14 protein-coding genes are annotated in these 14,710 nt (G+C 63.1%); 12 read left to right on the top strand and 2 right to left on the bottom strand.

Annotated elements, in window-relative coordinates; all coding sequences use genetic code 11:
- The first annotated feature begins 37 nt into the window (after positions 1–37).
- From argS to gyrA, 6 genes are all read left to right on the top strand, one after another.
- Positions 38–1,831 (top strand): arginine--tRNA ligase, encoded by a 1,794-nt coding sequence (gene argS, locus ACS3WB_RS05835; protein WP_438274618.1) that lies wholly within the window; start codon positions 38–40, stop codon positions 1,829–1,831.
- A gap of 103 nt (positions 1,832–1,934) precedes the next feature.
- On the top strand, positions 1,935–3,413 hold the full coding sequence (locus ACS3WB_RS05830) for an SPOR domain-containing protein (protein WP_438274617.1): 1,479 nt from the start codon (positions 1,935–1,937) through the stop codon (positions 3,411–3,413).
- A 46-nt stretch (positions 3,414–3,459) separates the two neighbouring features.
- Positions 3,460–4,479 (top strand): beta-N-acetylhexosaminidase, encoded by a 1,020-nt coding sequence (gene nagZ, locus ACS3WB_RS05825; RefSeq protein WP_438274616.1) that lies wholly within the window; start codon positions 3,460–3,462, stop codon positions 4,477–4,479.
- A complete protein-coding gene (locus ACS3WB_RS05820; protein WP_438274615.1) occupies positions 4,476–5,312 on the top strand; it encodes a segregation and condensation protein A in 837 nt (278 codons plus the stop codon). Before nagZ ends, ACS3WB_RS05820 begins: the two co-directional genes overlap by 4 nt.
- Before the next feature lie 18 nt (positions 5,313–5,330).
- Positions 5,331–6,116: an SMC-Scp complex subunit ScpB gene (gene scpB, locus ACS3WB_RS05815; protein ID WP_438274614.1), complete on the top strand. Its 786-nt coding sequence runs from the start codon at positions 5,331–5,333 to the stop codon at positions 6,114–6,116.
- A 185-nt stretch (positions 6,117–6,301) separates the two neighbouring features.
- A complete protein-coding gene (gene gyrA / locus ACS3WB_RS05810; RefSeq protein WP_438274613.1) occupies positions 6,302–9,043 on the top strand; it encodes a DNA gyrase subunit A in 2,742 nt (913 codons plus the stop codon).
- Positions 9,044–9,288: 245 nt separating this feature from the next.
- Here gyrA and ACS3WB_RS05805 read toward each other — a convergent pair whose 3' ends face one another.
- Positions 9,289–9,543 (bottom strand): hypothetical protein, encoded by a 255-nt coding sequence (locus ACS3WB_RS05805; protein WP_438274706.1) that lies wholly within the window; start codon positions 9,541–9,543, stop codon positions 9,289–9,291.
- A gap of 475 nt (positions 9,544–10,018) precedes the next feature.
- Here ACS3WB_RS05805 and coaD point away from each other — a divergent pair, with 475 nt between their 5' ends.
- From coaD to tgt, 6 genes are all read left to right on the top strand, one after another.
- Entirely contained in the window at positions 10,019–10,516 is a 498-nt protein-coding gene (gene coaD / locus ACS3WB_RS05800; RefSeq protein WP_438274612.1) for a pantetheine-phosphate adenylyltransferase, read from the top strand.
- Between the two features lie 34 nt (positions 10,517–10,550).
- Positions 10,551–11,111 carry a peptidylprolyl isomerase gene (locus ACS3WB_RS05795; RefSeq protein WP_438274611.1) on the top strand — a complete coding sequence of 187 codons (561 nt, stop codon included), beginning with the start codon at positions 10,551–10,553 and terminating at the stop codon, positions 11,109–11,111.
- Positions 11,112–11,120: 9 nt separating this feature from the next.
- Positions 11,121–11,555 carry a hypothetical protein gene (locus tag ACS3WB_RS05790; RefSeq protein ID WP_438274610.1) on the top strand — a complete coding sequence of 145 codons (435 nt, stop codon included), beginning with the start codon at positions 11,121–11,123 and terminating at the stop codon, positions 11,553–11,555.
- The gene (locus tag ACS3WB_RS05785; RefSeq protein WP_438274609.1) at positions 11,531–11,995 is read left to right on the top strand and encodes a peptidylprolyl isomerase; all 465 of its coding nucleotides are present in this window, start codon (positions 11,531–11,533) and stop codon (positions 11,993–11,995) included. The genes ACS3WB_RS05790 and ACS3WB_RS05785 overlap by 25 nt, the downstream gene beginning before the upstream one ends.
- A gap of 109 nt (positions 11,996–12,104) precedes the next feature.
- Entirely contained in the window at positions 12,105–13,184 is a 1,080-nt protein-coding gene (queA, locus tag ACS3WB_RS05780) for a tRNA preQ1(34) S-adenosylmethionine ribosyltransferase-isomerase QueA (protein WP_438274608.1), read from the top strand.
- On the top strand, positions 13,181–14,314 hold the full coding sequence (gene tgt, locus ACS3WB_RS05775; protein WP_438274607.1) for a tRNA guanosine(34) transglycosylase Tgt: 1,134 nt from the start codon (positions 13,181–13,183) through the stop codon (positions 14,312–14,314). Before queA ends, tgt begins: the two co-directional genes overlap by 4 nt.
- Here the strand turns inward: tgt and ACS3WB_RS05770 are convergent, their stop codons facing one another.
- On the bottom strand, positions 14,315–14,554 hold the full coding sequence (locus ACS3WB_RS05770) for a hypothetical protein (protein ID WP_438274606.1): 240 nt from the start codon (positions 14,552–14,554) through the stop codon (positions 14,315–14,317). It lies immediately after the preceding gene.
- Between the last annotated feature and the right edge of the window lie 156 nt (positions 14,555–14,710).

The raw sequence follows: 14,710 nt of genomic DNA, 5'->3' as shown, positions 1-14,710 counted from the left end.
CGGCGCGTAGTCCGTCTCCAGGCAAATCGCAGATATCATGACCGATTCCAGTCCATCCCAGCACCTTTTCGCAGACGTGCTGGCGCGGGTGCATACGGTATGCGCCGCGCTCGCGGAAGAAGGCGCGCTGCCGGCGGGACTGGACCTGTCGCGGATCGTGGTCGAGCCGCCGCGGGATGCCTCGCACGGCGACATGGCGACCAATGCCGCGATGGTGCTGGCCAAGGATGCAAAGTCGAAGCCCCGCGATCTTGCGGACATAATTGCCGCGAAACTGCAAGCCGACGGTCTGATCGACAAGGCCGAGATCGCCGGCCCCGGCTTCATCAACCTGACCTTGAAACCGCAAGCCTGGTCGGATGCATTGCGTGCGGTGCTGCGAGAGGGCGAGGGCTATGGCCGCAGCCGGGCTGGCGCGGGCGAGAAGGTCAACGTCGAATACGTCTCCGCCAATCCGACCGGGCCGATGCATGTCGGCCATTGCCGTGGCGCTGTGTTCGGCGACGCTCTCGCGAGCTTGCTGTCGTTTGCGGGCTACGACGTGACCCGCGAATACTACATCAACGATGCGGGTGCGCAGGTCGACGTGCTCGCGCGCTCCGCGTTTCTACGCTACCGCGAGGCGCTGGGTGAGGACATCGGCGAGATTCCGGAAGGGCTTTATCCCGGCGACTATCTGAAACCGGTCGGGCAAGCGCTTGCCGCTGAGTACGGCGACAAGCTGCGGAATGCGCCCGAGGCCGAATGGCTGTTGGTCGTGCGCGCCAAAGCCATCGCCATGATGATGGAGATGATCCGAGGCGACCTCGCTGCGCTCAATATCACGCATGAGATGTTCTTCTCGGAACGTTCGCTGATTGAAGCGGGCAGCGATCAGGTCGCCGCCACCATCGATTTCCTGCGCGGCAAGGGCGACGTCTATGAGGGACGGTTGCCGCCGCCGAAGGGCGCGCCGGTTGAGGACTATGAAGATCGCGAGCAGACCCTGTTCCGCGCCACGGCTTACGGCGACGATGTCGACCGTCCACTGAAGAAGTCGGACGGCGGCTACACTTATTTCGCGTCCGATATCGCCTACCACAAGACCAAGTTCGACCGCGGTTTTCTCAATATGGTCGATGTCTGGGGCGCCGATCACGGCGGATATATCAAGCGCGTGCAGGCCGCGATCAAGGCGGTGACGGCGGGCAAGGCCAGCCTCGATGTCAAGATCGTGCAACTCGTGCGGCTGTTGCGAAATGGCGAGCCGGTGAAGATGTCGAAACGCGCCGGTGATTTCGTCACGCTACGCGACGTGGTCGATGAAGTCGGCTCCGATGCCGTGCGCTTCATGATGCTTTTTCGCAAGAATGACGCGGTATTGGACTTCGATCTTGCCAAAGTGATCGAGCAATCGAAGGACAACCCGGTGTTCTATGTCCAGTATGGCCACGCCCGCGGCTTCTCCATCTTCCGCAACGCGCGCGAGGCGTTCCCCGATTTGCCGGAGGACGACGCGACGCGCAGGGACTTCCTTGGCGATGCCGCCGTCGAGCGGCTGACCGATCTGGCGGAGCTTGGCCTGCTCCGGAGGCTCGCGCTTTATCCGCGGACCGTCGAAGCGGCCGCGGTGGCGCATGAGCCGCACCGGATTGCATTCTATCTGTATGATCTCGCAAGTGAATTTCACGCGCTTTGGACGAAAGGGCGCGATTTGCCTCATTTACGCTTCATTATCAATAATGATGCAGAAATAACCAGGGCGCGGCTGGCGCTGGTTCAGGGTGTTGTCTCTGTTCTCGCATCAGGACTTGCCGTTCTCGGCGTTCATGCGCCGGCCGAGATGCGATAATGGGTATAGCCGACACGAGGGGGCTTCGGTGACGGCTTGATTGGCTGCTGTTTCGTTTAGAACGAGCGAGTTGGCGCCTTTCCGGAAGGGACGCGACATCACGATGGCTAATCGATACCAGGACAGATCTTTCCGGGACGACGACGATTACGGGCGTGACGATTACGGACGCGACGAGCGCCGCGCAGGCGGCCAGCCCGAGACCGATCCGCTCGCGGAACTCGCCCGGCTGATCGGCCAGACCGATCACTTCGACGACGTCAAACGACGCGCGCCACCGGCTCCGGCAGATGATCCGGTCGATCACTTCGAGTCCATTGATCAATTCGGGCCCGTCGATCAATTCGGGGCCGTCGATCACTTTGAGCCGGCTCCTCCGATCGAATCCGCCGGGCCGCCGTCATGGATTCAACGACGGATGGTTCAACCCGATCCGCAGGTTCAAGCTGCCCCGCCGGTCGAAACCGCCCCGCACCCGGTTTTGCGGCGCGCGGCGGTCTATCCTGACAACGAGCCGCAGCATCATGAGCCTGAGCCCTATCATGAAGCCGCTGACCGCTACGACGACGTGCTGTTCGGTCGGCTGCCCGACGGGCGGAACGCGCATGCGTATGAAGACCAGTTTCCTCGCGAGAGTTATCCGGAAGCGCCGTTCGATTATCAGGGCTACGGCGAGGTGGAGGACGAACCTGCTCCGCGACGTCGCGGCAGGATGACGACGGTGGTCGCGGTTCTGGCGCTTGCGGTCATCGGCACCGGCGCGGCCTACGCTTACCGCAACTATGCCGGCACCGCCCGGAACGGCGCGCCGCCGGTCATCAAGGCGGACTCCGAGCCCAACAAGATCCTTCCGCAAAAGGTCGCCTCGGGCGATGCCGTCAGCAAACTGATCCAGGACCGGATGACCACGGAGAACGGCACCGAGTTGATGGTGTCCCGTGAAGAACAGCCGGTCGACGTCAAGGAAGCCACGACCTCCAGCCCGCGCGTGGTCTTTCCGCCGCTGAACCAGAACACCAATCCGCCGCCGACGGCGAGCGTGACTCCGAACGTCAGGCCGCCCGCAACGGTTACGAACGGTACCGTCGCGGGCGATGAACCGCGCAGGGTCAGGACGCTGACGGTGCGCGGCGATCAGTCTGACCTCGCAGCAGCGGCCGTCGCCCGCCCGGAAACTCCGGCAGCGCCTGTCGCGTCGCCCGCCCGACATGCGCCTCCTGCCACTACCGCACCTGCTGGAAACGGGCCGCTGGCGCTGTCGCCACAGGCCGAATCGCGGATGCAGGTGGCTTCGACCAATCCGGGGCAGCATGCTCCGGCCTCAGTCGGTACCGGCGGCTACCTCGTCCAGGTCTCCTCGCAACGGAACGAGGCCGATGCGCAGGCCTCGTTCCGGGCGCTGCAGCACAAATTTCCCTCGGTGCTGGGTTCGCGGAGTGCACTGGTCAAACGCGCCGACCTTGGCGCCAAGGGCGTCTATTACCGCGCCATGGTCGGGCCGTTCGGCTCGTCCGAAGAGGCCTCGCGCTTCTGCGGCAGCCTCAAATCGGCCGGCGGACAGTGCGTCATCCAAAGGAATTAACAGCGGTTTCCTTGACCCTCGCCGCCGACCCAAGCTAATCGGCGCCATGGCTGCGCGCGCATTTATTTCGGGTACGTCGGGCCTGACCCTGACAGCGCAGGAGCGCGAGTTCCTGCGCGAGGAGCGGCCCTGGGGCTACATCCTGTTCAAGAGGAATATCGACAATCCTCTACAGGTCGCTCGTCTTGTTCAAGATTTTAGAGAAACTGTCGGCGATGCCGATGCCCCGGTCCTGATCGACCAGGAAGGCGGCCGGGTGCAACGCCTGAGTTCGCCGCACTGGCCGGTCTATCCGCCGGGAGCGGCGTTCGGCGCTCTCTATGATCGCGATCGCGCTTTAGGGCTGAAAGCGGCGCGGCTGAGCGCGCAACTGATTGCGAACGATCTTGCCGACCTTGGCATCACCGTCGATTGCCTGCCGCTCGCGGACGTTCCGGTACCCGGCGCCGATGCCGTCATTGGCGACCGCGCCTATGGATCCGAGCCGGACAAGGTCGTGGCAATCGCGCGCGCCGTCACCGAGGGGCTGGAACTGGGCGGCGTTCTGCCGGTTCTGAAGCACATTCCGGGGCACGGGCGGGCGACCGCCGATACCCATCTCAAGCTCCCGGTCGTGGATGCCTCGAAGAACGATCTGGAAACTGTTGATTTCGCTGCTTTCAGGGCGCTTGCCGATCTGCCGATGGCGATGACCGCGCATGTTGTGTTCAGCGCAATTGACGCCACCCAACCGGCCACGACTTCTGCGACAATCATCGAACAGGTGATTCGCGGCGCGATCGGATTCCAGGGTTTGTTGATGAGTGATGACGTGTCCATGAATGCATTGACGGGATCGATCGCGGATCGGACACGCGCGATCGTTTCCGCCGGCTGCGACATGGTTCTGCACTGCAACGGCGATCTGGCGGAGATGCGGCAGGTGGCAGGCGAAGCGCCCGAACTGTCCGGTGAAGCTCTGAAGCGTGCGCAAAGAGCCTTGGCGTCGCGCAAGCCTCCCCAGCCTTTCGACCGCGAAGCGGCGCGGGCAGAACTGGATGCGTTGACGGGAGCGGTGGGCGCATGAGCGCGGAAATTCTGTCATTCGAAACGGGACGGCCGGCCGAGCGCGTCGATAACGACGACGCGTTGGCACTCGTCGTCGATGTCGAGGGCTATGAAGGCCCGCTCGATCTGTTGCTGGCGCTCGCCCGACAGCAGAAGGTCGACCTGTCGAAAATCTCCATTCTGGCGCTCGCCGACCAGTACCTCGTCTTCATAGAAGCGGCCCGCAAGATTCGTCTCGAACTGGCCGCCGATTATCTGGTGATGGCGGCGTGGCTTGCGTTCCTGAAATCGCGGTTGCTGCTGCCGGAACCGGCGACCCCGGATGGACCGAGCGCGGGCGAGATGGCCACGGCGCTCGCCAACCGTCTGCGTCGCCTCGAGGCGATCCGCGAGGCGGCCAACCGCCTGATGAACAGGCCGCAGTTCCAGCGCGACATCTTTCCGCGCGGCAATCCCGAAGCGATCGCCGAAATCCGCCATCCGCGGTTCACGGCGACACTTTTCGATCTGCTCACCGCTTATGCCACCCAGCGGCAACAGCGCGTTCTGACCACGGTTCACCTCGCCAAGCGCACGGTCTGGTCGCTGAGCGAAGCGCGCGCCTCGCTCGAGCGTCTTGTCGGGCTGGCCGACGAGGACTGGGGATGCCTCGATGAATACCTGATGACCTACGTCGTCGATCCCTCGCAGCGGGCCACAGTGTTCGCGTCGAGTTTCGCTGCCGCGCTCGAACTGGTGCGCGAAGGCGTCATGGATCTGAACCAGAAAGAGGCGTTCGCGCCGCTCTATTTTCGCAAGCGCGTGCCGCCGGCATCCGCTCCGGTGACGGTGCCCGACGCGCCGGCCCAGTAAGAAGAAGGAGACCGAGCGATGGCAAGCCTGGCGGAGATGCGCGTGGCGCAGGTCGAGGAACCGGAGTCGGAACTGCCGATGGCGCGCCCAGAAGAACTGCGATTGCTGGAGGCGCTGCTGTTCGCCTCGTCCGAGCCGCTGGATCAGGCAGCGCTGGCCAAGCGGATGCCCGACGGCGTCGACATCAAGTTGGCGCTTGCGCAATTGCAGGCGGACTATGCCTCGCGCGGTGTCAATCTGGTGCGCGTTGCCAACAAATGGACGTTCCGCACCGCGGGCGATCTGGCCTGGCTGATGACGCGGGAAAGCACCGAGACGCGGCGGCTGTCGCGCGCGGCGATCGAAATGCTGGCGATCATCGCCTACCACCAGCCCGTGACCCGGGCCGAGATCGAGGAAATCCGCGGCGTCGTGACCTCCAAGGGGACGCTCGACGTGCTGCTGGAGACCGGCTGGATCAAGCCGCGCGGTCGCCGCAAGACCCCGGGGCGTCCGCTCACCTTCGGAACCACCGAGGCGTTCCTGTCCCAGTTCAGCCTCGAAAACCTCGGCGACCTGCCGGGTCTGGAAGAACTGAAGGGAACGGGATTGCTGGACTCCCGTCTGCCCGGCGGGTTCAGTGTTCCGACGCCGTCGGACGATCCCGCTTTGCGCGACGATGAGGATCCGCTCGAAGCCGGCGATCTCGAACTGGCGCTGGTCCCGACGCTGGAGCCGGAGAGCGATGGCTCGGCTGATGGCGACGAGGGCGCGGGTGGTCCTTCGGATGACGAAGAGAACGCCAAAGACGGCGAACTTTCGTAAAAGCGCGGGGGCGTCGGAACCAGCCTTCGGCCGGGTTGCCGGAGGAGCTCTCAGGTCGGCTCGGATCGTCAGCTAAGTATCTGGATAAACAAGAGGAAAAACGTTGCTTGAGGCAGTGTCGGGGGTGGTCTGCCAGGCCCCGATGCGCTATATGATTCCGGACACAAACCGACCGGAATCCTCTCTTGTCAGATACCGAAGATACGAAGTCCGGAGAGCCGCCGGCGCCCTCGGGCATTCGTCCCATTTCCATACTCGAGGAGATGAAACGCAGCTACCTCGATTACGCCATGAGCGTGATCGTGGCGCGCGCGTTGCCGGATGCGCGCGACGGTCTGAAGCCGGTTCACCGCCGCATCCTCTACGCGATGTACGAGAACGGTTTCGAGTGGAACAAGCCTTATCGCAAATCGGCGCGCACCGTCGGCGACGTCATCGGTAAGTACCATCCCCACGGCGATCAGTCGGTTTATGACGCGTTGGTGCGCATGGCGCAGGATTTCTCGATGCGCGTGCCGCTGATCGACGGGCAGGGCAATTTCGGCTCGGTCGACGGCGATATGGCGGCGGCCATGCGCTACACCGAATCCCGCCTCACCAAGATCGCGCAATCGCTGCTCGATGACATCGACAAGGACACCGTCGATTTTCAGCCGAACTACGACAGCAGCGAGAAGGAGCCGTCGGTTCTTCCGGCGAAGTTTCCGAATCTTCTGGTCAACGGCGCCGGCGGCATCGCGGTGGGCATGGCCACCAACATTCCGCCGCACAATCTCGGCGAAGTCGTCGACGCGTGCGTGGCGTTGATCGACGATCCTGCGCTTCCGATCGACGATCTCATCAAAATCATTCCGGGGCCGGATTTTCCCACCGGCGGTATTATCCTGGGGCGGCAGGGCATCCGTTCGGCCTACCATCTCGGCCGCGGCTCGATCGTGATGCGCGGCAAGGTGTCGATCGACACCATCCGCAAGGATCGCGAGGCGATTATCGTCTCGGAGATCCCGTATCAGGTCAACAAGGCCAGCATGGTCGAACGCATCGCCGACCTGGTGCGCGAGAAGAAGATCGACGGCATCTCCGACCTGCGCGACGAGTCCGACCGCGAAGGTTTCCGCGTTGTGGTCGAACTGAAGCGCGACGCCGTCCCCGAGGTCGTGCTCAACCAGCTCTACAGGTTCACACCGCTGCAAACCAATTTCGGCGCCAACATGGTGGCGCTGGATGCGGGGCGGCCGCAGCTCATGAACCTGAAAGACCTGCTGACGCTGTTCGTCGCGTTCCGCGAGCAGGTGGTTACCCGCCGCACCAAGTTCCTGCTCAACAAGGCGCGCGACCGCGCCCACATCCTGGTCGGTCTCGCCATCGCCGTCGCCAACATCGACGAGATCATCCGCGTGATTAGGGAGTCGCCGGATCCCAACAGTGCGCGCGAGACCTTGATGTCGCGCGACTGGCCGGCGAAGGACGTGGCGGCGATGATCACGCTGATTGACGATCCGCGCCACCGTATGTCGCCGGATGGCACGGCGCGACTGTCGATGGAGCAGGCCAAGGCCATTCTCGATCTGCGCCTGCAACGCCTGACCGCGCTCGGCCGCGAGGAAATTTCCGAAGAGCTCGACAAGCTCGCTGTCGAGATTGCCGATTATCTGGATATCCTGCGCTCGCGCGCGCGCGTGCAGGCGATCGTCAAGACCGAGCTTTCGGCGGTGAAGGCCGAATTCGCCACTCCGCGCAAGACCGTCATCGTCGAGCAGGAGGGGGAGGTCGAGGACGAGGACCTGATCCAGCGCGAGGACATGGTCGTGACCGTCTCGCATGCCGGCTACGTCAAGCGGGTGCCGCTGTCGACCTATCGCGCGCAGAAGCGTGGCGGCAAGGGCCGCTCCGGAATGCAGACGCGCGAGGAGGATTTCGTCAGCCGCCTGTTCGTGGCGTCCACGCACACGCCGGTGCTGTTCTTCTCCTCGCGCGGCCAGGTCTACAAGGAAAAGGTCTGGCGTCTGCCGATGGCCGCGCCAAACGCGCGCGGCAAGGCGATGATCAACATTCTGCCGCTTGAACAGGGCGAACGTATCACCACCATCATGCCGCTGCCGGAGGACGAGTCGTCCTGGGCCAATCTGGACGTGATGTTCGCCACCACCAGCGGCACGGTCCGGCGCAACAAGCTGTCCGATTTCGTCGACGTCCGCCGCTCCGGCATCATCGCGATGAAGCTCGGCGAGGGCGAGGCGATCGTCGACGTACAGATTTGCACCGAGCGCGACGACGTGCTGCTGACCGCCGCCGGCGGCCAGTGCATCCGTTTCCCGGTGACCGACGTGCGCGTGTTTTCGGGCCGGACATCGATGGGCGTGCGGGGTATCGCGCTGGCCGGCGGTGACCGGGTGATCTCGCTGTCGATCCTGCACCACTTCGAGGCGACGCCGGCCGAACGTGCCGCCTACCTCAAGCAGTCCGGCGCGATCCGCCGCGCTGCGACCGGCGAGGATATCGAACCCGAAGAAGCAACGCCGGAGGCCGACGAGGCCGCGCACACCGATCTCTCGCTGCCCGAGGGGCGCTATGTGGAAATGGGCGCGGCCGAGCAGTTCGTGCTCACGGTGACGGCGCAGGGCTATGGCAAGCGGTCATCGTCGTTCGAGTTCAGGGTGTCAGGTCGCGGCGGCAAGGGCATCCGTGCCACCGATCCGACCAAGATCGGCGAGATCGGTCACCTCGTGGCCGGGTTCCCGGTCGAGATGTCGGACCAGATCATGCTGGTCAGCGACGGTGGCCAGTTGATCCGCGTGCCGGTGGAGGGCATCCGCATCACGTCTCGCGCATCCAAGGGGGTTCGAGTCTTCAACACCGCCGACGACGAGCACGTGGTGTCGGTCGAGCACATCCGCGAGGAAAACGAGAACGGCAACGGCGGATAGAGCAAGATCCCGAAAAGTGGAAACCGGTTTTCGGAAAAGATCATGCTCAAACAAAAGGTACCGACCAGAGAGCTTCACTTCTGATCGAATCGGAAGCGAAACTCGGGATTATTGTTTTGACGCGCGTACCGGCGCCCGCTTCGCTCGAAAACGCTATAGCCCGCGTTTGTGCCGCAACGCAAAAGCCGCCCGTGGGCATACGGGCGGCTTTGCCTTGGAGGCTCGAAGATCCGGGAAAATTCGGATCAGCGATTGTTTGCCGTCACCAGACGGGCTTCACGAACGGCAGTCCTGGAATCGGCGGTACGCAGGCAGGACGCCGCGAAATTCGGCCAGGTCTGCTCCGAGCAGGCCGTCGCTGCCGGACGGATGTCGAGACGGTCGCCCTTGGCGAGCGCGGTCGGCGTGCTCGCCGAAACTTGCGGAGCGAAACCCGGGAGAAGGGTGAGGGCGGCTGCGATGAACGCTGCAACCGCGACGGCGGAAAGAGCCTTGATCATGACGGTCCCCTGTTTGTCGGGTCTGGCCGTTTGCGGCTTGTCGACCCTGTTGGTTGACGGATTGATAGCCAGTTCCTGTTTCGCGATGTCTTCGCTGTCTCGGGAAAGTGGTTTCATCAGTCGAAGAATTGTTTCGTCCTGAAGGGTGGACGAAACAGAGCCCCGGAAAATCACAACGATTTCAGTGGTCTTGCTGTCATGACGATAAGACGCGCCAGCCCCCGAATTGGTTCGGTCGATCTTTCGAAATAAATATCGGCTCTCGCGACGATATTTGCGGAACCTGCTTCGCTTGCGGCGTCTGAACAGGCGCGCTAAAGCGAAAACGAGGTTCGATTAATGGTCATGCCCGAAGGCGGTCAAAAGACGTGGATGGTCGGCGAGGCGAGCGAAGCGACGCCGTTTTTCGAATGCCTGTGCCCGGCCGTGACGCGTTGAATACTTGACGTCAGTTCCACCCACTTCAGACGAGACCATGCCCCGCGTCGCGCTCTATCCCGGATCGTTCGATCCTGTCACCAACGGCCATCTCGATGTCGTCAGGCACGCTGTGGTCCTATGCGACCGACTGATCGTTGCCATCGGCGTTCATCCGGGAAAGACGCCGCTGTTCTCGGCGCAGGAGCGTCTTGCGATGACGCGCGCGGTGCTCGCGCCGGTCGCCGCTGAAGCCGGCTGCGCATTCGACTGCACCACTTACGACGGTCTCACGGTCGCCGCCGCACAGAAGGCCGGCGCCACGATCCTGATCCGCGGGCTGCGCGACGGCACCGATCTCGATTATGAGATGCAGATCGCCGGCATGAACGAAACCATGGCGGGCGGCGTGCATACGGTATTCGTCCCGGCTTCGCCCGGCGTTCGCCCGATCAGCGCCACACTGGTGCGTCAGATCGCGGCCATGGGTGGCGACGTATCCGCTTTCGTCCCGCAATCGGTCGCGTCGAGTCTCAAGACCAAATTCGTCGGTTGAATGAACCAGCCCTTACCTTTGATCCGGAGTTGTCATGATTAGAATCCTTGGCCTCGTCGCCGCGCTGATGTTCGCGATCCCCGCTTTCGCCCAACCGCTGCCTGCCAACCTCGACAAGCAGAACGCGATTGTGATCGACAGCACCAAGGGCCGGATCGTCATCAAGCTGCGGACCGACATCGCGCCGCAACATGCCGAGCGCATCAAGCAGCTCGCCCGTGACGGCTTCTATAACAACGTTCCCTTCCATCGCGTCATGGACGGCTTCATGGCGCAGACCGGCGACGGCCAGAATTTCAACGGCACTGGCGGATCGAAATATCCCGATCTGAAGGCGGAATTCTCGAACGTGCCGTTCAAGCGCGGGGTCGTCGGCATGGCGCGCGCGGGAAGCCCGAACTCGGCGAACTCGCAGTTCTTCATCTGCTTCGCCGATGCATCTTTCCTCAACGGCAAATACACCGTGGTCGGCGATGTGGTGTCCGGCATGGACGTGGTGGACAAGCTGAAGAAGGCGCCCGCCAACTCGGCCAGCGGCACCGTCACCGATCCGGACAAGATGCTGAAGGTTCAGGTCGCCTCCGACATCAAGTGAAGGCGTAACGTGCGTTGCTCCATCCCGGTTGCGATCCTGCTCATCCTCGCCGGAAGCACCGGATCGGGACCAGCACTCGCGCAGGAAGATGGAATTCCCAACCTGGCCGCCTTGTCCGCGCGGTTGAAGCAATGCTGGGAGCCGCCAGCCTTGCCGCGCGGAAATCCCGGCATGGAGATCACCGTGCAGTTCACATTCAAGCGCGACGGCAATCTGCTGGGACGTCCCCGGATCACCTATGAGACACGCAACGCGACGGACGACGAACGCATCATCTACCGGACGGCCGTGATGGAAGCATTGCAGCGTTGTGTTCCGATGCCGTTTACCCCGGGCATGGGCGGCGCCATTGCGGGCCGGCCGCTGACCATCCGATTTGACGATCGACGAATCCATCCCAAACCGAAAGAGAAGAGAGCATGGCTGACAACGACAACACTTTGATTCTCGAAACCACGCAGGGACCCGTCACGATCGAGATGCGTCCCGATCTCGCACCCAATCACGTTGCGCGGATCAAGGAGCTGGTTCGTGAAGGCTTCTACGACGGCATCGTCTTCCATCGCGTCATCGACGGCTTCATGGCGCAAACGGGATGCCCTCAAGGGACCGGAATGGGCGGCTCCGGCCAGAAGCTGAAAGCCGAATTCAACCGGGAGCCCCACGTGCGCGGCACGGCATCCATGGCGCGGGCGCAAAGCCCCGATTCCGGCGACAGTCAGTTCTTCATCTGCTTCGATGACGCCACGTTTCTTGACGGGCAATACACTGTCTGGGGCAAGGTGATCGAAGGCATGGAGAACGTCGACAAGATCAAGCGCGGCGAGCCGGTGCAGAATCCCGACAAGATCGTCAAGGCCAGGATTGCGGCGGACGCAGCCTGATCGTCATTCCAACATTCCAGACCGAAGCAATGGCCGGACGTGTTCCGGCCATTGACGTTTCGGGTCGGCGGGTTCAGTGACGGACTGTCTTCGTCAATTTGATAATTCCATGCGAACCGATCTCTTCGATTTCGAACTGCCGCCCGAGAGCATCGCGCTTCGTCCGGCGAGCCCGCGCGATTCCGCGCGGATGCTCGTGGTGCAGCCGGGAGCCGGCTTGCACGATCAACGCGTGAGCGATCTGCCGGACTGGCTGCGGGCCGGCGACCAGCTCGTGGTGAACGACACAAGGGTGATTGCCGCGCAATTGCACGGACGCCGCATCGGCCGCGAAGCCGAGCCGAAAATCGATGCGACGCTTATCAAGCGTCTCGATGGTTCGCGGTGGAACGCGCTGGTAAGACCGGCCAAGAAACTCAACGCGGGAGACATCGTCCGCTTCGGCAATGAGGGGCGGGTGTGTTTTCTCGGGCATCTGGATGCGGAGGTCGAAAGCAAGGGCGAGGAGGGCGAAGTCACGCTCGCTTTCTCGTTCCACGGGCCGACGCTGGATCAGGCCATCGCCGATCTGGGCTCGCCGCCGCTGCCGCCGTACATTGCCTCAAGACGCGCGCCGGACGATCGCGATGCGGCGGACTATCAGACCATGTTCGCCGCTCATGAAGGCGCGGTCGCCGCACCGACTGCGGGGCTGCATTTCACGCCGGCGATGGAAGCGTCGCTGCGCGACCGCGGCGTCGGCATCAACCGTCTCACCCTGCATGTCGGCGCCGGCACGTTTCTCCCGGTAAAAACCGACGACACCGCGGGACATCGCATGCATTCGGAATGGGGCGCGATTTCCGCCGAGACCGCCGAGACACTGAACGTGGCGCGCGCGAACGGCGGTCGGATCGTCGCGGTCGGAACCACATCGCTGCGGCTTCTGGAAAGTGCGGCGACGGGGGAGGGCCGGATTACGCCCTTCACCGGCGAGACCGCAATCTTCATCACGCCGGGTTATCATTTTCGCGCCGTCGACATTCTGATGACGAACTTTCATCTGCCGCGCTCGACGCTGTTCATGCTGGTGTCGGCCTTCAGCGGGCTGGACACCATGAAACAGGCCTATGCTCACGCGATCGCGGGCGGCTATCGCTTCTATTCCTATGGCGACGCCTGCCTGCTGTTTCCGGGCAAGTCCGCATGAGCCTCGCCAATCATTTCAAGCTGCTCGGTCTGGACGGCGAGGCCCGCACCGGGCTTCTCACCACACCGCACGGCACGGTGCGAACGCCGGCGTTCATGCCGGTCGGGACGCAGGGCGCCATGAAGGGTCTGCAATGGAGTGAGGTGCGCGACGCCGGCACCGACATCGTGCTTGGCAACACCTATCACCTAATGCTGCGGCCGGGTGCCGAGCGGATCGACGAACTCGGCGGCCTGCAGAAATTCACCACCTGGGGCGGACCCATGCTGACGGATTCCGGCGGCTTTCAGGTGATGTCGCTGGCGCAGTTGCGAAAGGTGAAGGAACACGGCGTCACCTTTCGCTCCCACATCGACGGCACGGCGATCGAATTGACGCCGGAGCGCGCGATCGAAGTCCAGCGGCTGCTCGGCTCCGACATCGCGATGCAGCTCGACGAATGCGTTCGACTGCCGGCCGAGCGCGGCGACATCGAGCGCGCCATGCAGCTCTCGCTGCGCTGGGCCGAGCGGAGCAAGCGCGCCTTCGAAGTGGCGGCCGAGGGGCACATGCTGTTCGGTATCGTTCAGGGCGGCGACAAGCCGGAGCTGCGTCGCACGAGCGCGCGCGAGTTGGTCGAGTTCGGTTTCCACGGCTACGCCATCGGCGGTCTTGCGGTCGGCGAACCGCAAGCCGTCATGCTCGCGATGATCGAGGAAACGATCCCGTCGATGCCCGCGGATCGGCCGCGCTATCTGATGGGTGTCGGCACGCCTGACGATCTGGTGGAATCCGTCGCGCGCGGCATCGACATGTTCGATTGCGTCATGCCGACGCGGAATGGACGTCACGGCATGGCGTTCACCCGCTTCGGCCAGATCAATCTGCGCAACGCACGTCACGCCGACGACCCGCGCCCGCTCGACGAGGAAAGTTCATGGCCGGCATCGCGGACCTATTCGCGGGCCTATCTGCACCATCTGGTGCGAACGGGCGAAACGCTGGGCGCGATGCTGCTGTCCGGGATCAACGTCGCATATTACCAGAGCCTCATGCAGGCCATGCGCACGGCGATTGCCGAAGGAAGCTTTCAGCAATTCCGCGAACGGACGCGAGCAGACTGGGCGCGCGGCGATATTGCCGCGCGCTGATCACGGGTGGGGACGGACGATATCCTGTTTGCAGGCAATGCGCTGGACGACATGCTTGGTCACGAAGCCGTAACCGCAGGTATCGCAAGTCCACAGATGACCGATGACGTTGTCTGACATATATGCGGATGCTTCCGCCGCAATCATCGTATCAGCACAAACCGGGCAGGTCGGACGATCGGTTCCGCGCCGCGCGGAATGCGTCAGGGCGGTCGACGGGATTTCAGCAATCGCTGGCATCGTGACCTCCTCTTTGCTCTTTGATTTATCAGCCCGCGCTCTTCATACTCTCATTGTTTGACGATGTCGCAACACAAATACGTTTCTTTTACGATTCTAATGGTCCGCGAACTCTTGCCGCGCGTGTTAGAATTGTAAGTATCGCCGGCAAACACA

It is taken from the genome of Nitrobacter sp. (assembly GCF_051535215.1).
Classification (GTDB): domain Bacteria; phylum Pseudomonadota; class Alphaproteobacteria; order Rhizobiales; family Xanthobacteraceae; genus Nitrobacter.
The sequence above is the reverse complement of the archived record's forward strand: the minus strand, read 5'-3'. Positions and strand labels throughout refer to the sequence as shown.